Source organism: Collimonas sp. GW821-FHT02H07 (assembly GCF_059421505.1).
Genome location: NZ_JBWKVC010000007.1, coordinates 63,139 through 82,993, shown reverse-complemented (window position 1 = coordinate 82,993; position 19,855 = coordinate 63,139). Strand labels below are relative to the sequence as shown.

General features: G+C 59.4%; 18 protein-coding genes. 6 read left to right on the top strand and 12 right to left on the bottom strand.

Going from position 1 to position 19,855, the window contains the following annotated elements; genetic code table 11:
* Window positions 1-300: 300 nt before the first annotated feature.
* Window positions 301-2,670: a penicillin-binding protein 1A gene (locus tag AC07V8_RS12825; protein WP_494678645.1), complete on the top strand. Its 2,370-nt coding sequence runs from the start codon at window positions 301-303 to the stop codon at window positions 2,668-2,670.
* 41 nt (window positions 2,671-2,711) lie between these two features.
* On the opposite strand, the gene AC07V8_RS12820 is transcribed toward AC07V8_RS12825, so the two are convergent.
* From AC07V8_RS12820 to cyaY, 6 genes are all read right to left on the bottom strand, one after another.
* Complete coding sequence (locus tag AC07V8_RS12820; RefSeq protein WP_494678646.1) at window positions 2,712-3,848, bottom strand: DUF2827 domain-containing protein; 1,137 nt, start codon at window positions 3,846-3,848, stop codon at window positions 2,712-2,714.
* Complete coding sequence (locus AC07V8_RS12815; RefSeq protein ID WP_494678647.1) at window positions 3,845-4,990, bottom strand: DUF2827 domain-containing protein; 1,146 nt, start codon at window positions 4,988-4,990, stop codon at window positions 3,845-3,847. Before AC07V8_RS12815 ends, AC07V8_RS12820 begins: the two co-directional genes overlap by 4 nt.
* 30 nt (window positions 4,991-5,020) lie before the next feature.
* Window positions 5,021-6,163: a DUF2827 domain-containing protein gene (locus tag AC07V8_RS12810; RefSeq protein WP_494678648.1), complete on the bottom strand. Its 1,143-nt coding sequence runs from the start codon at window positions 6,161-6,163 to the stop codon at window positions 5,021-5,023.
* Window positions 6,164-6,207: 44 nt separating this feature from the next.
* On the bottom strand, window positions 6,208-6,723 hold the full coding sequence (locus AC07V8_RS12805; protein WP_494678649.1) for a hypothetical protein: 516 nt from the start codon (window positions 6,721-6,723) through the stop codon (window positions 6,208-6,210).
* 131 nt (window positions 6,724-6,854) lie between these two features.
* Window positions 6,855-8,114, bottom strand: a complete 1,260-nt coding sequence (locus tag AC07V8_RS12800; RefSeq protein WP_494678650.1) for an MORN repeat-containing protein — start codon at window positions 8,112-8,114, stop codon at window positions 6,855-6,857.
* Between the two features lie 282 nt (window positions 8,115-8,396).
* The gene (gene cyaY, locus AC07V8_RS12795) at window positions 8,397-8,723 is read right to left on the bottom strand and encodes an iron donor protein CyaY (RefSeq protein ID WP_494678651.1); all 327 of its coding nucleotides are present in this window, start codon (window positions 8,721-8,723) and stop codon (window positions 8,397-8,399) included.
* A 74-nt stretch (window positions 8,724-8,797) separates the two neighbouring features.
* On the opposite strand from cyaY, the gene lptM reads away from it, so the two are divergent.
* From lptM to AC07V8_RS12780, 3 genes are read left to right on the top strand one after another with little or no spacing between them, the layout of a single operon-like run.
* A complete protein-coding gene (gene lptM, locus AC07V8_RS12790; RefSeq protein WP_494721468.1) occupies window positions 8,798-8,998 on the top strand; it encodes an LPS translocon maturation chaperone LptM in 201 nt (66 codons plus the stop codon).
* Window positions 8,999-9,007: 9 nt separating this feature from the next.
* Window positions 9,008-10,291: a diaminopimelate decarboxylase gene (gene lysA, locus AC07V8_RS12785; RefSeq protein ID WP_494678652.1), complete on the top strand. Its 1,284-nt coding sequence runs from the start codon at window positions 9,008-9,010 to the stop codon at window positions 10,289-10,291.
* Window positions 10,292-10,293: 2 nt separating this feature from the next.
* The gene (locus AC07V8_RS12780) at window positions 10,294-11,088 is read left to right on the top strand and encodes a transporter (RefSeq protein ID WP_494678653.1); all 795 of its coding nucleotides are present in this window, start codon (window positions 10,294-10,296) and stop codon (window positions 11,086-11,088) included.
* Here the strand turns inward: AC07V8_RS12780 and msrQ are convergent.
* The 6 genes from msrQ to AC07V8_RS12750 all read right to left on the bottom strand — a co-directional run bounded on the left by msrQ (window position 11,055) and on the right by AC07V8_RS12750 (window position 17,634).
* Window positions 11,055-11,723, bottom strand: coding sequence for a protein-methionine-sulfoxide reductase heme-binding subunit MsrQ (msrQ, locus tag AC07V8_RS12775; RefSeq protein ID WP_494678654.1), 669 nt, complete (start codon window positions 11,721-11,723; stop codon window positions 11,055-11,057). The genes AC07V8_RS12780 and msrQ overlap by 34 nt on opposite strands.
* A 16-nt stretch (window positions 11,724-11,739) precedes the next feature.
* The gene (gene msrP / locus AC07V8_RS12770) at window positions 11,740-12,720 is read right to left on the bottom strand and encodes a protein-methionine-sulfoxide reductase catalytic subunit MsrP (protein ID WP_494678655.1); all 981 of its coding nucleotides are present in this window, start codon (window positions 12,718-12,720) and stop codon (window positions 11,740-11,742) included.
* A 76-nt stretch (window positions 12,721-12,796) separates the two neighbouring features.
* Window positions 12,797-13,468, bottom strand: a complete 672-nt coding sequence (locus AC07V8_RS12765) for an HAD family hydrolase (RefSeq protein WP_494678656.1) — start codon at window positions 13,466-13,468, stop codon at window positions 12,797-12,799.
* 4 nt (window positions 13,469-13,472) lie between these two features.
* Window positions 13,473-14,618, bottom strand: a complete 1,146-nt coding sequence (ccsB, locus tag AC07V8_RS12760; RefSeq protein ID WP_494678657.1) for a c-type cytochrome biogenesis protein CcsB — start codon at window positions 14,616-14,618, stop codon at window positions 13,473-13,475.
* 101 nt (window positions 14,619-14,719) lie between these two features.
* On the bottom strand, window positions 14,720-16,894 hold the full coding sequence (locus AC07V8_RS12755) for a cytochrome c biogenesis protein ResB (RefSeq protein WP_494678658.1): 2,175 nt from the start codon (window positions 16,892-16,894) through the stop codon (window positions 14,720-14,722).
* Window positions 16,895-16,968: 74 nt separating this feature from the next.
* The gene (locus AC07V8_RS12750) at window positions 16,969-17,634 is read right to left on the bottom strand and encodes a c-type cytochrome (RefSeq protein WP_494678659.1); all 666 of its coding nucleotides are present in this window, start codon (window positions 17,632-17,634) and stop codon (window positions 16,969-16,971) included.
* A gap of 201 nt (window positions 17,635-17,835) precedes the next feature.
* On the opposite strand from AC07V8_RS12750, the gene yihA reads away from it, so the two are divergent.
* Window positions 17,836-18,558 (top strand): ribosome biogenesis GTP-binding protein YihA/YsxC, encoded by a 723-nt coding sequence (gene yihA, locus AC07V8_RS12745; protein ID WP_494678660.1) that lies wholly within the window; start codon window positions 17,836-17,838, stop codon window positions 18,556-18,558.
* Window positions 18,559-18,798: 240 nt separating this feature from the next.
* Window positions 18,799-19,812 carry a porphobilinogen synthase gene (gene hemB, locus AC07V8_RS12740; protein WP_494678661.1) on the top strand — a complete coding sequence of 338 codons (1,014 nt, stop codon included), beginning with the start codon at window positions 18,799-18,801 and terminating at the stop codon, window positions 19,810-19,812.
* The last annotated feature ends 43 nt before the right edge of the window (window positions 19,813-19,855 follow it).

Here is a 19,855-nt window from a genome sequence, read left to right as displayed (position 1 = left end):
AATAAGAGGGCACTGCTGTAAAGAAATTTTCCTGAGGGCAATTGTTTAACTGTTACGGAATATTGCTTCACAGCGACTCCATTCATACTATTTTGGTTTTGTCCGACAATTTCTGTCTGAATTTCGCAACGTAATTTGCGCTCAAGCAAGAACGCATGATGCAGAGCAAGTTTTGAGCCATGGGCGTGTTGTCACTCTCGCCAGCAGATGAATTGACTCAGCACGACTTGACAATCCCTTATCAAACGCATGCGCTGTGCCGCTATAATGCGTGGCATCATCTTTCACAAAACGCATCGCATGACGCCTCCAGATACAGCCAGCGACACCCCTCAACATCCTCCTGCGCGCCGCCGCATGCCGCTCGTGCTGCGCCTGGCGCTTGGCTTTTTCGGACTGATTGCCGGCCTGGTCGCGATCGGCTGCCTGACTTTTTTCCTGATGCTGGCGATGGCCTATCCGAATCTGCCGGACCTGGATTCGCTGACTGATTACAAACCCAAGATTCCATTGCGTATTTTTTCAGCGGACGGCGTACTGATCGGCGAATTCGGAGAAGAACGGCGCAGTCTGGTGCACATCAATGAAATTCCGGACGTCATGAAGAAGGCCGTGCTGGCGATCGAAGACGACCGCTTCTACCAGCATGGCGGCGTCGATTACCAGGGCATCCTGCGCGCCAGCTTTTCCAACATGACTGGCGGCGGCGGCGGCGCCAGCACCATCACCCAGCAGGTCGCCCGGAATTTTTTCCTGACCAGCAACGAGCCGACCTTCTTCCAGAAGGCCTCGCGCAAATTCCTGTATGAAATCCCGCTGGCCTGGAAGATTGAACGCAACCTGAGCAAGGATCAGATTCTCGAGGTCTACATGAACCAGATCTATCTGGGGCAGCGCGCCTACGGCTTCGCCTCGGCGGCGCAAATCTATTTCGGCAAGCGGCTGCAGGACATCACCACCGCCGAGGCGGCGATGCTGGCAGGCTTGCCCAAGGCGCCGTCGGCCAACAATCCGGTGGTCAATCCGAAACGGGCAACGGTGCGCCAGCAATACATCCTGCTGCGCATGCTGCAGCTCGGCTACATCACGGAAGCGCAATACGAACAGGCCAAGAACGAAACGCTCCATATCAAGACCGGCGCCAGCGAATTCGGCATCCATGCCGAATTCGTGTCGGAAATGGCGCGCCAGCTGGTATATGAGCAGTTCAAGGAAAATACGTACACGCGCGGCCTCAATGTCTTCACCACCATCACCAAGGCCGACCAGGATGCTGCCTATATCGCCCTGCGGCGCGGCGTCATGGATTACGAGAAGCGGCGCGGCTATCGCGGCCCCGAGGGTTTCATGGAAATCCCCGACACCACCAAGGAAGCCGCCGAAGATGCCATCGAGGTAGAGTTAGCCGACCATCCGGACAGCGATGAAATCGTCGCCGCCGTGGTGCTGGAGGCAACGCCCAAGCTGGTGCGCGCCGTGCTGTCTTCCGGCCAGGAAATCAGCATCAGCGGCGCCGGCCTCAGCATCGCCACTAACCTGCTGAGCGACAAGGCGCCGCCACAACGCAAGGTCAAGCGTGGCGCCATCATCCGCGTCATGCTGGAAGGGAAAAACTGGAGCATCACCCAGATGCCGGCGGTGGAATCGGCCTTCATCGCCGCCGACACCAAGGATGGCGCCATCCGCGCCCTGATCGGCGGATTCGATTTCAACCGCAACAAATTCAATCACGTGACCCAGGCCTGGCGCCAGCCGGGATCGTCCTTCAAGCCCTTCATCTATTCAGCCTCGCTGGAAAAAGGCCTGTCGCCGGCCACCGTCATCAACGACGCGCCGCTGACCTATGGCGGCGGCCAGACCGGCGGCCAGATCTGGCAACCCAAGAACTACGGCAACAAGTATGAAGGGCCGATGAGCATGCGCAAGGCCCTGACCAAGTCGAAAAACGTGGTCTCGGTACGCATTCTTGACAAGATCGGTGCCAAGTATGGGCAGGAGTATGTGACGCGTTTTGGCTTTGATGCTGACAAAAATCCGCCATACCTGACCCTTGCCCTCGGCGCCGGCGCGGTCACGCCGCTGCAAATGGTGGGCGGCTACGCTGTTTTTGCCAACGGCGGCTATAAGATCAGCCCTTACATCATCAGCAAGATTACCGACGCAAACGGCAATGTGTTGTCGCAAGTGCATCCCGACACCGCCGGCAACGAAGCCAATCGCATCATCGATCCGCGCAATGCCTACCTGATGGACAGCATGATGCGCGACGTCGTCCGTTACGGCACCGCAGCCAAGGCGATGTCGCTCAACCGCACCGACCTGGCCGGCAAGACAGGCACCACCAACGACTCGCTGGATGCCTGGTTTGCCGGTTACCAGCCGTCGCTGGTAGCGGTCGGCTGGATGGGTTACGACCAGCCGCGCAGCCTGGGCGACAAGGAAACCGGCGGCGGCCTGGCGCTGCCGATCTGGATCAGTTTCATGCAGCAAGCCCTGAAAGGCGTACCGATGGAAGACCGCGTAGTGCCGGATGGCCTGATCCATTCCGGCGGCGAATATTATTACGCGGAATACCCGCCGGGAGTCGCTACCCAAAACCTGGGCGGCGGCGCCACTGCGCCGACGGAAGAAGAAAAAGCCAGGGACGAGGTCAAGAACGAGTTGTTCTGACAGAAAGTGTCAGGCGGGCGCAATTGCCCGCCTTGGCAGCTTTAATTTGAATACAGGTCCAGCAAGCGCCGGGTGTAGATCTCTATATTCTCCGGCAAGCTGACATCCAGCGTGCGCAGCAAGGTCTGCGCATTGCGCCGGTAATCCTCCAGCTGCGCATCATGCGTGGCAAACGCCCGCAATACCGCCTGCCCGCCCTCGTAGGAATCGAATTCCGGATAGTAATAGCCGTAATCCTTGATGAATTCCGAGTTGTGGATCAGCGGATAGCCGCCGTACAAGGCTTCGTAGTACAGGTAATTCTGGCCATTTTCCCAGTGATGGGAAATGATGCAGTCGCCATAGTTGGCCATGAACTCATACACCGCAAAGCGTCCTTCAAATGAAGCCAGGCCATGGTTAACCACATCCAGCGAACGGGCGAAATGCGAAAACTTGAGATGTTCTTTCAGGTGCAAGGTATTGCAAACCCGCAGATATTCAAGGAAGCCCGGTTGCGCGCGGTACGCTTCCTCGCAGGCCAGCATCGGCAGCAGCGAAGTTTTCACCATGCAGACATTCGGCTCGAAACTGCAGACCCGCCAGCGCGGCTTGCCCGGCTGGTAGCCATAACTGAGATGCGCCGGCAGTGTGGCGATGCCCTTGGCGAAAAACAGCGGCGTCCACAGATGCGGCACGATATGCACGGGCGCGCGCGCCATCAGGCCGAAATAATCCTTGCAGCTACGTTCATACTCCGGCAAGGTCCACACGGCATCGTAAGGCTTGTCGCTGCACAGGCCGCCGTGCGGCTTGTTGAACATGGCGCGCTCGATATCTATCACGTAGTCGTTGCCGACCCGCATCCAGGCGTAACGGCCGCCGCGCTCGCGGAATTGACGCACCCACTCTTCGCTCAGCTGGGCGCTCATTTCCACCACCACATCCAGCGTATTCATTGCCTCTTCCAGGCCGATCATCCTTATCCCCAGGTCGCCCAGCATCATGGCGTCGCTGACCTGTTCGGTGGAGCCATCCAGCACCAGCACCGCCTGCTCGACCGCGGGCGACTGATTGAACAGCTGCACCAGGAAGGCACAGTTCTGGAAAATACCGTTTTCCCATATCGATTGCTGCCCCGAACGCACATACAGGGTGACGCCTACGCGTAGCTTACGTTGCGGAAGAGGAGCGCTCATAGCTTGCCCTCCACGCTGAATTGAAGTCTTTTCACAAATGCATCCACGTTATCAGGGTGTGCGGGGTCGAGCTTGCGCAGGTAGGCTGCGCCGGCTTTCTTGTAGTCGTCCCAGAATTCCGGCTCCTGGCGCCAGGCGTCGAGCAGGGCCTGGCCGCCGATGCTGGCCTCGAAATGCGGATAGTAAATGCCGATGCCGTCGGCTGCCAGATACTCCGAATTGTGGATCAGCGGATAGCCGCCGTACAAGGCGTCGTAGTAGAGATAATTCAAGCCGCATTCCCACTGGTGCGACACTACCGCATTCATCTTGTGCTGCGCCATGCATTCGACAAACGCCACGCGCGGTTCGTAAGAAGCCTTGTGATCGCGGGTCAGGTCGAGATTGATGGCGAAGCGGTTGAAGGTAGGATGCTCTTTCATCTGCACCGTATTCATCACCATCATCATGCTTACCGAGCGCTGGTCCAGGCGGTAGGCCTGTTCGCACACCAGCATCGGAATGAAACTGCTTTTGACGACGGAAATATTCGGCTCGAAAATAGCCGTGCGCCAGCCCGGCCGGTCGGCGCCGCTGCCGGGCAGATAGCCGAACTGATGGCCATCCTTTTCAACCACATCGATCTGCTTCTGGACAAACAACGGCGACCAGATGTGCGGCACCGCAAATACCGGCACCCGCGACACCGTGCGCAGCAGCGGTCCGCTGGCCTTCATGTGATGCTGCAGGGTCCAGATTTCGTGCCACGGCGTACCATTGAAAATCTGGCCGCTGGGACCGTCGAACATCGGCGCCTCGGCATTGTCGGCATAAGTATGGCCGACGAAAAACGTAATGATCTTGACGCCCAGGGCACGCACATGGTGCAGCCACGGCAGCGGCAGCTGCGCGCCCATTTCGATGACCACGTCCAGCTCGTGGGTGACATCGGCTGGCTTCACCAGCGGAGCGTTAAGACCTTCCAGCCCCATATCCGCCGGCATCTGGTCAAGGTCGCCGCCGTTCAGCAGGAACACCTTGCCCACCTGTGGACTCTGCTGCAGCAGCATCACCAAGAACGCCAGATTCTGGTTGAGGCCATTCGACCAGATCTGCGCTCCCTGGACGACAAAGACAGAAACGCCTACATTGATTTTTTTCATGGATGAGTAAAAATTAAGAACCGTTTCAGATCACGCGATCGGCTGTTCAAGCAATGCCGTCAACAGCCGTTCATATTCTGCCGTCACCTCAGGGCAACCCGGCAGGTAACGCCCTAGCAGCTGGCGCTGTCGCGCCAGATACTCCTGCCAGCCCTGGTCGTGCGCACTCAATACTTCGAGCAGCTGGCGGCAGCCGTTTTGCACGCTGTTGCCTTCATAGTAGTAACCGAGATCGCTGCACATGTAAGCGTTGTGCACCAGCGGATAACCTTGCCAGCAGACGTCGAAGTAAAAATAATTCAGGGCATTCTCGATCTGGTGGGAAATCACCACATCGGTCATCTCGCTAAGGAATTGCGGGGTATCGTAACGCCCAAGGAACACCGCCTTGTGCTGGCGCACGATATCCAGCTGGTTCATCACCGCGATGAATTCCTTGCTTTCCCGCGCCAGCCGCTCGGCATTGGTCACCTGCAGGATCTCAATGTCTTGCGGCCGCTGCCGATAGGCTTCTTCCGCGATGAAGGCCGGATACATGCAGAATTTCACGATATCGTTATTCGGCTCCATCACAGTTAGGCGCTTGGCGCCGGCGGTGCGCGGGCGATACTCGCCGTGGTTTTCAAATCCCTGGCTGCGCTGATCGACGAAGATCGGATCCCAGACGAACGGCGCCACCTGCGCCGGCCGGCGGCGCAAAGTCTCGAAGTAGGACTGGCTGTTGGTGGCGACCTGCGGCACCATCCAGATGGCATCGTAGCGCTGGTTGACGAACAGGTCGTAACCCCATAGCGGCCGGTTGAACAGGATCGATTGCATCACGTGCACGTATTCGAAACCGCAACAGTAAGATATCAGGCGGCATCCTTGCGTCTTCAGGTAAGCGGTCTGATCGGCGCTGACCTGGCCGCCGAGTTCAATCAGCACATCCAGATTATCCTTGGCCTGCTCGAAGGCCACCGTCGGCCAGCGCGCCTGATCCCAAGGCAAGGCCGCAGTGATGGCGATCGCCGTGGTGTTCACCAGGTGCACCGAGGTCACGCTGGGGCAATGCTTTAATGCTTCGGCCAGGTACACGGCATTCTGCTTGATGCCGTTGTTCCAGAGGGATTCGTTTTCCTGGTGCAAGCCGATAGTGATGCCGATCCGCACAGTGCGAGGTGAAGAGTTCATAGCGCTGATTCAAATAAAAAATTCATACAGGGTAAACAAGGGCGTCATTTGCGTGCCGGCACCGACATTTTCGTCTGCTCGGTCCAGTTGTACTGCACATAGCGCCGGATGATCAGGCAGCCCGGCGGCGAATCCACCAGCGATACCGAGCCGCCCGGTTCGGTAGGCGACACATACACCGTGAAGGTCGGCAGCAACGGCGTGGCGCTGTATCCTTTCAGCTCGGTCTCGGCAATGCTCTTGCATGAGTAGGGGGCGATCGAAATGCGTTCGGCGGAGACCGAACAGGCGCCGCCATCCTGCGGCACCGCCGTGATCGACACTGCCGCCGACGCACCGGCATATTCGATGCCGGTAAGCGAAAAGAACGGCCCCTTGTCAGGATGGGCGCGATCCCAGTCGACCAGCACGTCATGGGCGCCGGTGCCCGTGATGGCCAATGCCGACAGGCGGTTGATCGCCGGCTGGCACTGTTTGACGCCGACGCTGCGGGCGGCTTCCGCCAGCAGGTTTTTCGGTCCGGCGGCGGCGGCCTTGTTGCCCGGCAGGTCGGCGCGCATTTGCCCATGCGCGGCCGGCGTCATCCACAGAACGATGCAAAGCAATGCCAGCCAAGGCTGCCAGCAAGCGGTGCTTAAACGCGTTGAATTACTTAATCTGCTTGTTGCAAGAATATCTGGTGCATACGTCATCAGCTAAATCCGTTTGTAATGAGTCGGACGCCGAAGCCGGCATCCGAAGTGACAGGCGTGGCGGTTTCCGGCTCCACAGCGGGCTTGGCGTCAGGAACGGCCGGAACCGCAGGGTCGCTGGCGGGATCGGCAACCGGGGTTGCCGGTGCTTCCATGGCCGGCTGTTCTGGCGCCGGCACGGTTGCCGCCGGTACTACCATAGGCCCAAGGTCAGGGGCGCCAGGGGCGGGCGCCGGTTCAACGACTGCGGCCGCGGGGGCTGCCGGCTCAGGCAACACCTGCGGAATGGCCGGCTGTTCTGGCGCAGGCGCAGTTGCCGCCGGCACTGCCGCAGGCTCGACGTCAGGGGCGCCGGGTGGAGGCACCGGTTCCGTGGCTGGGGCTGCGGGGGCCGCCGGCGCCGGCAATACCGGCGGCATGAGCGGCTCCATGGCAGGCAACACCGGCACCGGTGTGATAGCAGCTGGCTCGACCGCTGGAGTAGGAATTGAAGTTGGAGTTGCGGGCGGCATCGGCTGTGCCGGCGCTGCGGCCGGATCTGCGGCCGGGGCGGCCGGCGCAGCAGGCGGCGGCGTTGCAGGAGTGCCGGCCTTGGCGGCCGCGGCGGCTTGCTCACGGGTCGTCATGGCGACCACGGCCTTCTCGCACTCCTCTTCGCTGTCGCACGGAATGATGAAGGTTTTCCCTTCCCACCAGCCTCGCAGCACGTAGGTGCCGTTTTCTGCTCTCCTGCCTTTGCCGTCGCGCAGCATCTCCTGGTATTGCGGGTGCGCCGGAGGAAACGTCATGATCCCGTAGCCAAACTGACGGCCGCGGTGCCATTCGCCGTTATAGATTGAGCCGTCGGCGAAGCTGGCCTTGCCTTCGCCCTCCGGCAGGGACTCAATGAACATGCCGTCAAAACGGTTGCCCGGTTCTTCGACGCCGGTAGTATGGCCGCGCAGCTTTCCCCGCACCATGGTGCCAGTCAGTTCCGCCACCTGCTTGGTGTTGCTCAGCCAGCGCACGGTTCCCGGACCTTGCGCCAGATCGTTTTCGCAGGGACCGCTCCAGCGCACCGTGATCTCGCCGCCAATCGGCTCCGGGCTCCATACCTTGCATCCGTTGCTGGTGTCCGCTGCCCAGTGCCTGGGCGCTTCAGGCTGGGCGCCATTTACCCGCTCGCCCTGGCTGGCGGCGCCGACTACGGCGGGCGGGGTGGCTGCCTGAGCCGGACCGATCGCGGCCAGCAATACGCCGGTGAGAAAGACGAGAGCCACCTCTTGCTTCATGAAAGATGGCGATCGATGAGCGCCCGTCCCGCCGCAGGCGGAGCTACTATTGCTTGGTTGTTGCGAATCCCGGGTTATTGTCGTGTTCATAGGTGGCTATCGATAGTTGAGCAGCGTTAAACAACTCTCCTTGACCCAGTTCTTCCAAACCCTGAGCAAGCCATGGCACAGCCGGCAAACGAGCGTAACAAAACAACATGGTATTGTCCGTATCTTACGACAAATGCCCCCTGAGAAATCCCTTGCCCGGTCCGGGAGCAAGAAAAAAATTTACAACACTATCGGTACGCCTCCCTGGGAGCTGATCATAGTCGACAGTGCGGCAAAAAACTCCGAACCGTCGCGCGTATTGAGCCAGACGCCGCCTTTTTGCCTGTAGTGGAAACCGCCGGATTTGGCGGCTATCCACAATTCCTGCATCGGCGCCTGGCTGTTGACGATAATCTTGCTGCCATTATCGATAAATTCGATCTCCAGCACATTGCCGCTGCGCTTGCACTCTACATCCAGGTCAGTATCGTCGGCGGCCCGCTCCAGCGTCATTTCGATCTTGCCCAAAGCCGACTCCGCCGCCGCCAGGAATTCTGATTCTGTCATGCTACACTCCAATCCGTTTCGTTAAACTGTGATTCTAATCCGTGAAGCCCATTTTCGATTTGTCGCGTACTACCATGATGGCGCTGATCGCCATCCCGCTTACCCTGACGGCATGCGGCCAAAAAGGCCCGCTGTTCATGCCGGCGGCGCTGCCGCCTCCGATTGTCAGAACGGCGCCGGCACATCCAAACGTTACTCCACAGACAACTCCTGCGCCTGTCGCTCCGGTTCCGCAGGAAACGCCTGACACGCCAGCCACGCCTGTTGCCAAATAAGCAGCCGCTATGTCGTATTTTTCATACAAAAATGACATCCTGCACGCTGAAAACGTCGCCCTGAACGCTATTGCCCAGCAATTCGGCAGCCCGACCTATGTCTACTCCAAGGCTGCGCTGACGGTGAATTTCTCCGCCTACGCGGATGCCTGCAAGCAGCATAGCCCGGCGCCGGACAGCAGCCTGATCTGCTATTCAGTGAAATCCAACTCCAACCTGGCGGTGCTGCAACTGCTAAGCCGCCTCGGGTCCGGTTTCGATATCGTCTCGGGTGGCGAATTATTGCGCGTAATCGCGGCTGGCGGTGATCCTCGCAAAGTAATTTTCTCCGGCGTCGGCAAGTCGCGCGAGGAAATGCGCCTGGCGCTGTCGCATGACATCCTGTGTTTCAACGTCGAGTCGATTCCGGAACTGCACCGCCTGAATGAAGTAGCGGCGGCCATGGGCAAGCGCGCCGCCATTTCGCTGCGCGTCAATCCCAATGTCGACGCCAAGACCCATCCCTACATTTCCACCGGCCTCAAGGAAAACAAGTTCGGCGTGGCTTACGAGGACGCGCTGGCCTGCTACCGTACTGCCGCCGCCCTGCCGCATATCGAGGTGGCCGGGATCGACTGCCATATCGGCTCGCAGCTGCTGGACGATGCACCGTTGCTGGAAGCGCTCGACAAGCTGATCGACCTGGTCGACCAGCTGGCCGGCGAAGGCATCCACCTGCATCATCTGGATATCGGCGGCGGCATCGGCATCACCTACGACGATGAACAACCGGTCGCCGTCGGCGATTACCTGGGCCGCCTGTTTGCCCGCATCGACGCCTGGCGCCAGGACAAATACCAGGGCGCACCGATCAAGGTGCTGTTTGAACCAGGCCGCTCGATTGTCGGCAACGCCGGCATCCTGCTGACCGAGATCCAGTACCTGAAGCATTCCGAGGCCAAGAATTTCGCCATCGTCGACGCCGCCATGAACGACCTGATGCGGCCGGCCATGTACGAAGCCTGGCACGGCGTGCAGACCGTGGCCCGGCGCAGCAGCGCGGAGCAGGTGTATGACGTGGTCGGACCGGTATGTGAATCCGGCGACTGGCTGGCGCGCTCGCGGCCGCTGGCGGTTGAAGCCGGCGACTTGCTGGCGCTGATGTCGGCCGGCGCTTACGGCATGACCATGTCCTCCAACTACAACACGCGCGGCCGTGCAGCGGAAGTGATGGTCGACGGCGAGCAAGTGCATCTGATACGGCAGCGCGAAAATCCGGCCGATCTGTTTGCGCTGGAATCGTTGCTGGCCTGACCGTGCGCGCCGCCAACGACAGGACGGCGATGCGCAGGCTGACGCTTGCCGCCATCTCGTCCTGCTTCCTGCTGCAGCCGGCCCACGCCAACCATCCGCTGGTGACCGATGACACCAATACCCAGGACAAGGGCCACCAGCAGCTTGAACTGAACACCGACTGGCTGCGCCAGAACGACGTGCACACGCATGTCGCCAACTTTACCTACAGCTATGGCTTGCTGAAAAACCTCGACATCTATGTCAATCCGCCGGCAACGCTGTCGCAGCCGTCGGGCATCAATGACATTGCCGTGGGGATGAAATGGCGGCTGCTGGAACGCGGCGACTTCAGCCTTGGAGTAAAACCGGAAATAACATTTCCAAGCGGCGATCCCAACCGTGGCCTGGGGCGCGGCGCCGCCAGTATGTCGCTGACGCTGATCAGCAGCTATCAAAGCGGCGACTGGGCTTTCAGCGGCAACCTGGCCGCGTATTACAACCGCTTTCGCCTGGCCAGCGATCAGCAGGCCAACCGCACCATGCAGTGGCGTTTGTCGGGCTATGCCTTATATGAACTGAATCCCAAGTGGAGCCTGGTGCTGGATGGCGGCATCCTCAGCAATACCGAACGCGCCAGCGATACCAGCGGCGACCAGCATGCAAGCAGCAATCCCGGCTATATCCTGACCGGCACCGTGTATTCGCCGACGCCGAATCTCGACCTCGACATGGGGCTGAAATTCGGCATCGGCTGCGGCCCTTGCGCGGCCCAGACCCATCGTCAGGTTGGCGTCGGCGTTACCTGGCGGTTCTGAACCGCCGCAGGCGATTTGGCGGCGCCGGCGCTCCGGTTGCGCCAGGCAAAATACACACGCACCAGCAGCAGCGCGCCGACGATACCGCCGAACAGGATCGGCTTTTCAAAATTGTGCTTGCCGGCGCGCATCCACCAGAAATGCAGGATCCCCAGCATCGCAATCGCATACAGGCTGCGATGCAGCCACTGCCAGCGCTTGCCGCCGAGGCGGCGGATCATGCCGTTGGTGCTGGTCAGCGCCAGCGGCAGCAGCAGCACGAAGGCGATGAAGCCGACCGTGATGAACGGGCGCTTGACGACATCCTTGAGCATCTCGCCAAGGTCGAAGAAATGGTCGAACCAGAGGAAAGTCGTGAAGTGCAGGCTGGCGTAGAAAAAGGCAAACAAACCCAGCATGCGGCGCAACTTGACCAGCCAGTTCCAGCCGGTGAAGCGCCGCAACGGCGTCACCGCCAGCGTGATGCAGAGAAAATAGAGCGTCCAGTCGCCGCTGCTGCGGGTGATGAATTCGATCGGATTGGCGCCCAGCTGGCCGGTGAAGCCAGACACCAGCAGGCGCAGCGCGGGCAGCAAAGCCAGCATGAACAGCAAGGCCTTGATGAATTTGAATTGCTTGGGAGAGGGATTGAACATAAGCGGCGTCCCAGCCTTAAAAGTACTTCTTCAGGTCCATGCCCGAATACAGCGAAGCGACCTCGTTATAGCCGTTGAACATCAGCGTCTTGCGCTTCTTCGCGAAGAAACCGTCTTCGCCGATGCGGCGCTCGGTGGCTTGCGACCAGCGCGGATGATCGACGTCCGGATTCACGTTCGAATAAAAGCCATACTCGCGCGCCGCAGCGATATTCCATGCGGTCCGCGGCTGGTCTTTGAGGAAGCGGATCTTGACGATGGACTTGGCCGACTTGAAACCGTATTTCCACGGCAGCGCCATGCGTACCGGCGCCCCGCTCTGGTTCGGCAAGACCTGGCCGTACATGCCGAAGGTCAGCAAGGCCAGCGGATGCATGGCTTCATCCATGCGCAAGCCTTCCACATAGGGCCACTCCAGTACCGGCGCACGCAAACCCGGCATCTGGCGGTTATCGGCCAATGTGGTGAACTCAACATACCTGGCGTTGGCGGTCGGCTCGACTTTCTTGATCAGCGCCGACAAGGAATAACCGATCCAGGGAATCACCATCGACCAGCCTTCGACGCAGCGCAGCCGGTAGATGCGCTCTTCCAGCGGCGCCAGCTTCAGCAGGCTGTCGATATCCAGCGTCAGCGGCTTCTTGACCTCGCCCTCTATCGCGATCGTCCAGGGCCGTGTTTTCAGGCTGCCGGCGTTTTCGGCCGGATCGGATTTGTCAGTGCCGAATTCGTAGAAATTATTGTAGGTGGTGGCATCTTTGTATGAGGTTGCCTTGTCCATGACGACATACGCCGGATTCGGTTTGGCCGCCAGCTTCTGGCCGTCGCCAGCCTGCGCCCAGGCTTCGCCGCCGCTCAATTGCAGCAGCGACCCTGCGCCGGCGGCGCCTACGGCAATCTGCTTGATAAAGCTGCGGCGCGATTCGAATATTTCCCGCGGCGTGATTTCGGAAGCAAACGGCAGATCGATTCCATTGGGGCGGCGATATAGCGGCATGTGATGCTCCTGCAAGGTAATGATGAAGCTTAGTCAGATAAGCTGACGATTCCTTACAGATGCGCAGGAAAACCGCTTATCCCGAAATTTGGATATGGTCGTGCAGCTCCGCCAGCCGGGAAATGATGGTCGCCTGCCGCGGAAGCTGTGCTTCCACCTGCTCCGGCTGCAAGGCGAATACCTGCATGCCGGCAGCAACGCCGGCTTGCACGCCCGGCAGGCTATCTTCGACCACGGCACAGCGGGAAGGGTCGACACCCATGGTCCTGGCGGCATGCAGGAACAGCTCCGGCGCCGGTTTCCAGGAGCCGACTTCGTAGGCGCTGAAGATGCGGCCTTCGAAGTAAGGCCAGAGACCGGTGACGCTGAGCGACACCTTGATCTGGTGCAAAGGCCCGTTGGAGGCCATGCAGAACGGCACTTTCAGCGATTGCACCAGTTCCAGCGCGCCTTCGATGGGCTGCAGGCGCTGGTGCAGCACCGGAGCGATGCGATCGCGCAAGACCTTGGTGAAATCGGCCGGCAGAGAGCGGCCGAACATCTGTTCCAGTTCGGCCACGCAATCGGCCATGCGGCCACCCTTGAAGCGGGCTAACGCCACCTCGGCCGACAGCTGCATGCCGAGCTCGGCCAGATAGTCCACCATCACATCGGTTGCCACCGTTTCACTGTCGACCAGGGTGCCGTCGCAATCGAAAATCACGAGCTCTACCGGCGCACTGCTTGAATCTGTTGCTGGCTTCGTCATCCGTTCACAGCTCTCCGTAAGAATGCAGGCCGGACAGGAACATGTTCACGCCGAGGAAAGCAAAAGTGGTCACCAGCAAACCGATCAGCGCCCACCAGGCCGCAATGTGGCCGCGCAGCCCCTTCATCAGACGCATGTGCAGCCAGGCGGCGTAATTCAGCCAGACGATCAGCGCCCAGGTTTCTTTCGGATCCCAGGACCAGTAGCCGCCCCAGGCTTCCGCCGCCCACAGGGCGCCAAGGATGGTGGCGATGGTGAAGAAGGTGAAGCCGACCGCAATCGCCTTGTACATGACATCGTCCAGCACTTCCAGCGCCGGCAGGCGGTCGACCAGATAGCCATGCGATTTCAGCAGGTAAGCCACCGCCACCATCGCCGACAGCGCGAACGTGCCGTAGCCGATGAAATTGGCCGGCACATGGATTTTCATCCACCAGCTTTGCAGCGCCGGGACCAGCGGCTGGATCTCCGCGGCGTCGCGCGACACCATGTACCACAGCAGGAAGCCGACCGCGGCCGAGATCACCAGCAGGACAAAAGCGCCCAACTGGCGGGTGCGGTAATGCTGTTCGTAGTAGAGATAGAACAGCGCGGTGATCAGGCTGAACAGGATGAACACTTCGTACAGGTTGGAAATCGGGATGTGGCCGATATCGGCGCCGATCAGGTAGGACTCATACCAGCGAACCAGCATGCCGGTAAAGCCCATCACCACCGCCGCCCAGCACAGCTTGGAGCCGATCGAGGCGCCAAAGTCAGAACGCGTGATCAGGCCGCCCCAGAAGAACAGGGTCGAGAGGAAAAACAGCGTGCTCATCCACAGGATCGCCGACTGGCTGGAGAGCATGTATTTGAGGAAGAACTTCTGGTTGGCCATGTCGAGCACGCCGCCGTACATGGCGATGGCCGACAGCGCCAGCACCGCCAGCAGGGCCATCAGCCAGCGCACCGATTTCCAGTGCCAGCCGAGCCAGGCGAAAGTCGGGCCGGCCAGCAGCAGCACGCCCTTCTCGTAGTAATCCATATGGCCGCCGTAGCGGTTCAGGGCGAACAGCGAGGCGGCCACCAGCGCGACGGCAAACAGCCAGTCGACCACGGACAGGCGCTTGAAAAAGCTGCCAGGCGGGGAATAAGTTTGCGTCAGTTCCATCATTTTCTCCATATCGTCCCGCTCTTGCGTGGAAAATCCCAACATCGCAGCGGAACGTCCATCTTTTTATCTGCAGTGCGGCGCCATCATCGGCAAGGCGGCTAGGCCTTCGGCTGCGCTTCCGCCTGCATCAATTGTGTTTTCAACACTTCAAATTCTTTTTCAAAATCCAACGTCTTGCGCTGCGAACTCAGTGCCATCAGCGCATGCGACCGGCCTTCTGCATCCTTGTCCGGACGTATCCACACCCACAGCCTGCGCTCGCGCACGTACAGCATCGAGAATACGCCCAGCACCAGCAGCAGACAGCCGAAATAGACCACCTTCTTGCCTGGCGAGCGGGTGACCTGGAATACCGATGCCTTGATTTCGTCAAAGCCGGTCATCTGCAGATACACAGGTGCATTATAGAAGCTTGCATCCGACAGCGCATTGGTGCTCAGCTGCAGGAAGCGCGCATGCTTGTCGTCGGCCGCCATTTCCTTCAAGCCGTCTTTCTCACGCGCGACCTGCCACAGATCCCACATGCTGCCGTTGAGGATCTTCATGAAGATATCCGCGGCCTTTTCCTGCTCCTGCTGCGGCACCTGCTCCAGGAACCTGGAAATGGCCATGTAGCCGGCTTCCTTGCCGTCGCCTGCGAATAAGGACAAGCCGCGCAATGCCGATTGCTCCAGCTGCACGCGCAGGGTGGCGATGCCGTCCCGGCTCTCCGGAATCGCACGCTGCGCATAGCGATGGGCGGCAGCCGCGCGCAGCTCCGGACTCATCAGGGCGGCGCGCAAGCGCATCCACTCCTGCAGGCTGTCTTCGTCATCGGCCGGCATCCGCAGGTAGCGGAACGGTTCGTCCGGCGCGTCGCGCACGCCGGCCAGGAAGACGTAGGCGTCGTCGACCTTGATCGACTGCATGTAGTTGCTGAATTCGCGCGCCTGGCCAGTCTTGTCGCGCAGCTTGTATTGCACGCTCGGGCCGACATTCCGCAAATCCTTCTTGACCGCGCTTTTTGCCGCATTGCCAAGATGACTGCTCAGATCGTCGCTCAAGCGCTGGTTGAGGCTCTTGGACTTGGTCACGGCACGCAGATCGTCACCCGACTGAGCCATATTCTCCACGTTAAACGGGCGGAAACCAGACCATTCAATCGTATAGTCGTTATTACCGTGGTTCGCTAATGCAGGGTTGGCCAGGGCCGTAGTGCCGTTGACCTCGCCGCTGACCGGGAAAGTGGTCTCGGCAGCCCCCGTCATCGGATAAGCCGTCAGCCTGAGCTTGCTGCCGCCGTCTTCGAAGCTGGACTGGTACACCGCGATGCCCTTGTAGATCAGGGGCTGGTTGACCCTGATGGTAGCGGGGAAAGTATGGCCGTCGGCATTGTCCTTGATCACCACTTCGCTGGCGAACAGCTTGGGCATGCCGGTGCTGTAGAAATCGATGATGAACTTCTTCAGCTGGATGGTGAAGGGCAAGTCCTGGATCATCACGCCATCCTTTTGCGGGATGATGGCGGTGCTGCTGGCGGAACCTTCCGGTATCAGGGTATTGCCGCGGAAAGTCGGATTGCCCAGTCCGAGCCGGTGTTCCGCCGGGATTTCCGCGATGACGCCGTTGCCGTTGAACGGCGTCTTGCCGTAGATCCATTGCTGCGCGCGGATCGGCAGGTCTGAATCCAGCAAACCGCCTATGCAGATGATGACGATGGCGCTGTGGGCAAAGATATAGCCCCATTTGTTGGCGGCGCCTTGCTTGGCGGTGATCAGGGTGGCGTTGTCCTTGGCCACCAGCTTGGTTTTGTAGCCCTTGGCGGCGATGCGCGCCACCAGTTGCTGTGTCAGCACCGCTGGCGCAGTCGCCGAAGTCCACTCTGCCTTGTGATGAAAGTTGCGCAGTGATTGCTCACGCACGTTTTCACGCCAGCTGCGCATGTCTTTCAGCATCTTCGGCGCATTGCGGGCGATGCACAGCGAGGTCGAGATCACCAGGAAAGTCATGATCAGCAGGAACCACCAGGACGAATACACCGCGTACAAACCCAGCTTGCCGAACACTTCGAACCAGAAGGGACCGAACTGGTTGACGTAGTTCGGCATCGGCTCGTTTTGCTTGAGCACTGTGCCGATCACCGAAGCCACCGCAATAATTGTCAGCAAGCTGATGGCAAAACGCATCGATGACAATAATTCAACTGCGTCCGCCAGCCAGCGGCGGCTGGTCTTCAGCTGTATCCCGGCGGTGCTGATATCGTTACTTGCGTTCTCGTTGTTGCTTGTGCTCATAGCCTGTTTGTCTTTTTGAAAAGAAAAAGGGGTGGCCTAGGCCACCCCTGAATGCATTTTTTATTATTATTTTATTACTTCAGGCCGGCAATATAATCGGCAACCGCTTTGATTTCATCGTCAGACATGCGCGTGGCGATGGTCGTCATCATCGGCCCATTCTTGCGCGCGCCGGTACGGAAATTGGTCAACTCGGTCACGGTATAATCCTGGTGCTGGCCGCCGATGCGCGGGAACTGGGCCGGAATGCCAGCGCCGTTCGGGCTGTGGCAGCCTGCGCAGGCCGGCACGCTCTTTTCAGCGATGCCGCCGCGATAGATCTTTTTGCCCAGGGCCAGCGTATCCTTGTCCTTGGCAGCGCCCGGCTTGGCCGGTTGCGCATTCAGGTAGGCGGCGATGTTTTTCATTTCATCGTCGGTCAGCAGCTTGGCCAGCGGCGACATGATCGGATTATTGCGGTCGGCGCCCTGGAAATTGGTCAGTTGCTTATGGATGTATGCATCATGCTGGCCGCCCAGTTTCGGGTTGGTGCTGATGGTCGATGCGCCGGCAGCGCCGTGGCAAGAGATACAGGCGGTGATGTTGCGGGCCGGGTCGCCATTCGTATAGAGTGCTTCGCCCTTGGCTGGATCGGCTTTGGCAGGCGCCGCTTTTGGTTCGTCCGCTGCATGGGCGGAGGTAGAAAGCGCGACAACTGCAATGAAGAAAGCTTTCACTACTGGAAAAAACGCACGGTTCATTCAAACACCCTGACTTGATTTTAGAATTCTGCCCTGATGGGTACCATACTGGGGCGACCCCAGCCATATCAATCGATTGCCCGACTCCCAAAAGCCATTAATTGCACACACACGCCAAGCGAAACAGCAGTACATAACCCCTTATTGTACAATAGCTTTCCGGCATTTTTGCCTCCCCTTACCGCATTTTCTGCTCATTCCATGTCCCTACTTTGGCAAGCCCGCTTCTTTACCACGGTCAATCATCTTCGTGACTTGCCAACCTTGCAAGTACCCGAGATCGCTTTCGCCGGCCGTTCCAACGCCGGCAAGTCGACCGCCATCAATCTTTTATGCAACCAGAAGAAGCTGGCTTTTGCGTCCAAGACGCCCGGCCGCACCCAGCACATCAATTATTTTTCCATAGGCGGCGCCCACGTCGGCCAGCATCGCAAGGATGAAACCAAGATCGACGAGATCCGCGCCCTGCTGGTCGACTTGCCCGGTTACGGCTATGCCGAGGTGTCCGGCTCCGCCAAGCTGCACTGGCAGCAGTTGCTGGGCGACTACGTGCGCCGCCGCGAGCAGCTGGCCGCGCTGGTGCTGATCGTCGACTCGCGCCGCCCCTTCACCGAACTCGACGTCCAGATGGTTGAATGGTTTGCACCTACCGGCAAGCCCATCCATTGCATCTTGAGCAAGTCGGATAAACTTAACCGCAACGACGCCACCAACGCCTTGCGTCAGGCGCGCACCTTCCTGGCAAGCTATGTTAACGAGAACAATGAGCAACTACCGTTCACCGTGCAATTGTTTTCAGCGCTGAACCGCAATGGCCTGGAAGAAGCGAACGACAAGATCGTGGAACTGGCCGGCCTGAATAATCTGACCGAAGGCGGGAATGATTCTGGTGATGCGGCGGGGGAAGAAGACAGCTCTGTTTAGTCTACGCGCTAAACATAAAAAAGCCCTGGAGAAAGGGGAATATCTCCAGGGCACAATGCCTTATCACCAAAAGCGATACGGCCCCGCTCAGGGAGGGAAGCGGGAGGCGAATGATGCACCTATTGCTAGGAGCCGGTAGAGACTGAAAAAGTTCACGAATTTTTTTATTTTCGACGAAAATATTAGCGATGCCTGTATGCAAGGGCCCGCTCCCACTCACCCGATATGTCAGAAACCGCTATGTCACATACTCATAAAACCGCCCAGTTCCCCGCCATCCGCATGCGCCGCATGCGTAAAGATGCGTTTTCGCGCGCCATGATGCGGGAAAACGTCATTACCACCGCGGACCTGATTTATCCGGTCTTCCTTCTGGACGGCAAAAATCAGCGCGAGAAAATCAATTCAATGCCGGGTGTTGAACGGCTGTCAATTGACTTGCTGTTAAATGTGGCGGAAGAGTGCGTAGCGCTGGGCATACCGGTCATGGCGCTGTTCCCGGTAATCAATCCCTCCCTGAAAACACCGGACGGCATCGAAGCCACCAATCCCCAAGGGCTGATCCCGCGCGCGGTGCGCGAGCTGAAACAGCGCTTTCCTGAACTCGGCATCCTCACCGACGTCGCGCTGGATCCCTACACCAGCCACGGCCAGGACGGCGTGCTGAATGCGGACGGCTATGTCTTGAACGACGAAACCTGCGCGATCCTGGTCAAACAGGCGCTGACCCAGGCCGAGGCCGGCGTCGACATCGTGGCGCCGTCCGACATGATGGATGGCCGCATCGGCGCGGTGCGCAATGCGCTGGAAGCGCATCATCATATCTACACCCGCATCATGGCTTATTCGGCCAAGTATGCATCGGCCTTCTACGGTCCGTTCCGCGATGCCGTCGGCTCGTCCGCCACACTGGGCAAGAGCAACAAGAACACCTACCAGATGGATCCGGCCAACAGCAACGAAGCCTTGCACGAAGTCGCGCTGGACCTGGCGGAAGGCGCCGACATGGTGATGGTCAAGCCTGGCATGCCTTACCTGGATATCGTGCGCCGCGTGAAAGATGAATTCAAGGTGCCGACCTTTGCCTATCAGGTCAGCGGCGAGTACGCGATGATCAAGGCCGCCGCGCAGAACGGCTGGCTGGATCACGACAAAACCATGATGGAAGCCATGCTGGCGTTCAAGCGCGCCGGCGCGGATGGCGTGCTGACTTACTTCGCACTGGATATTGCGCGCCACCTGAAAAAAGGCTGAGCGCAAGCGCATGTGATCGTCAGGCTGCTCGGCTGACGATCGC

Excerpts from the sequence above, each read along its gene's own strand:
- AC07V8_RS12825 (WP_494678645.1), top strand. The coding sequence starts at position 301 with ATGACGCCTCCAGATACAGCCAGCGACACCCCTCAACATCCTCCTGCG.
- AC07V8_RS12820 (WP_494678646.1), bottom strand. The coding sequence starts at position 3,848 with ATGAGCGCTCCTCTTCCGCAACGTAAGCTACGCGTAGGCGTCACCCTG.
- AC07V8_RS12815 (WP_494678647.1), bottom strand. The coding sequence starts at position 4,990 with ATGAAAAAAATCAATGTAGGCGTTTCTGTCTTTGTCGTCCAGGGAGCG.
- AC07V8_RS12810 (WP_494678648.1), bottom strand. The coding sequence starts at position 6,163 with ATGAACTCTTCACCTCGCACTGTGCGGATCGGCATCACTATCGGCTTG.
- AC07V8_RS12805 (WP_494678649.1), bottom strand. The coding sequence starts at position 6,723 with ATGCGCGCCGACCTGCCGGGCAACAAGGCCGCCGCCGCCGGACCGAAA.
- cyaY (WP_494678651.1), bottom strand. The coding sequence starts at position 8,723 with ATGACAGAATCAGAATTCCTGGCGGCGGCGGAGTCGGCTTTGGGCAAG.
- lptM (WP_494721468.1), top strand. The coding sequence starts at position 8,798 with ATGATGGCGCTGATCGCCATCCCGCTTACCCTGACGGCATGCGGCCAA.
- lysA (WP_494678652.1), top strand. The coding sequence starts at position 9,008 with ATGTCGTATTTTTCATACAAAAATGACATCCTGCACGCTGAAAACGTC.
- msrQ (WP_494678654.1), bottom strand. The coding sequence starts at position 11,723 with ATGTTCAATCCCTCTCCCAAGCAATTCAAATTCATCAAGGCCTTGCTG.
- msrP (WP_494678655.1), bottom strand. The coding sequence starts at position 12,720 with ATGCCGCTATATCGCCGCCCCAATGGAATCGATCTGCCGTTTGCTTCC.
- AC07V8_RS12765 (WP_494678656.1), bottom strand. The coding sequence starts at position 13,468 with ATGACGAAGCCAGCAACAGATTCAAGCAGTGCGCCGGTAGAGCTCGTG.
- ccsB (WP_494678657.1), bottom strand. The coding sequence starts at position 14,618 with ATGGAACTGACGCAAACTTATTCCCCGCCTGGCAGCTTTTTCAAGCGC.
- AC07V8_RS12755 (WP_494678658.1), bottom strand. The coding sequence starts at position 16,894 with ATGAGCACAAGCAACAACGAGAACGCAAGTAACGATATCAGCACCGCC.
- AC07V8_RS12750 (WP_494678659.1), bottom strand. The coding sequence starts at position 17,634 with ATGAACCGTGCGTTTTTTCCAGTAGTGAAAGCTTTCTTCATTGCAGTT.
- yihA (WP_494678660.1), top strand. The coding sequence starts at position 17,836 with ATGTCCCTACTTTGGCAAGCCCGCTTCTTTACCACGGTCAATCATCTT.
- hemB (WP_494678661.1), top strand. The coding sequence starts at position 18,799 with ATGTCACATACTCATAAAACCGCCCAGTTCCCCGCCATCCGCATGCGC.